Origin of the sequence: Gemella haemolysans, from assembly GCF_901873445.1 — a bacterium.
Taxonomy (GTDB): Bacteria; Bacillota; Bacilli; order Staphylococcales; family Gemellaceae; genus Gemella; species Gemella haemolysans_C.
In genome coordinates, this window is sequence record NZ_CABFLN010000070.1 from 1 (window position 1) to 533 (window position 533).

The window sequence follows — 533 nt, forward strand, 5'->3', positions numbered from 1 at the left end:
ATATAATAAGGTAAAGTTTTAGGTCTTTCTAGAGTTTTAGATAGATCAGACTGTATTCTTAATACAGTATTAGTAGATACAGCGCAAGACTCAGCTATTTCTTTTGAAGTATTCTCTTTAGATAACCTTTTAATAATTCCAGCTCGTAGATTTTTAGAAGTATTAGAATTCTTCCTAACTTCAGTAGTTTGAGCTGTAAAGGATTTACGACAATCTTTACATATAAAGCGTTGTTTATTTAAGTATAAGATAGCTGATTTGTCAGAAATAGTTGGCATTTTAACCTTTACTTTTCTATAACCATTATTAGTTATCTCACATTTTCCGCAATGAGGGCAAGAGCTAGATGAAGCTTCCAATACCCCGTAATAAACTAGATGTATACAACCATTTATTTCAATTTTCTCTGTTTTATCTAGAATTTTTATATTTTCGTCAGTTATTTGTAGCGTTGTTTTAAGAGATTTGCTATAATTACACATATGAATGTAAATTTCCTTTCTTGATTTTTTGCTCATACTTAAATTATAAAG

1 protein-coding gene is annotated in these 533 nt (G+C 28.7%); it reads right to left on the bottom strand.

The features are described 5' to 3' along the window. Positions 1-482: transposase family protein (locus JX287_RS08160; protein ID WP_204644388.1), on the bottom strand; the 482-nt coding region annotated here is incomplete at its 3' end. Positions 483-533: the final 51 nt, after the last annotated feature.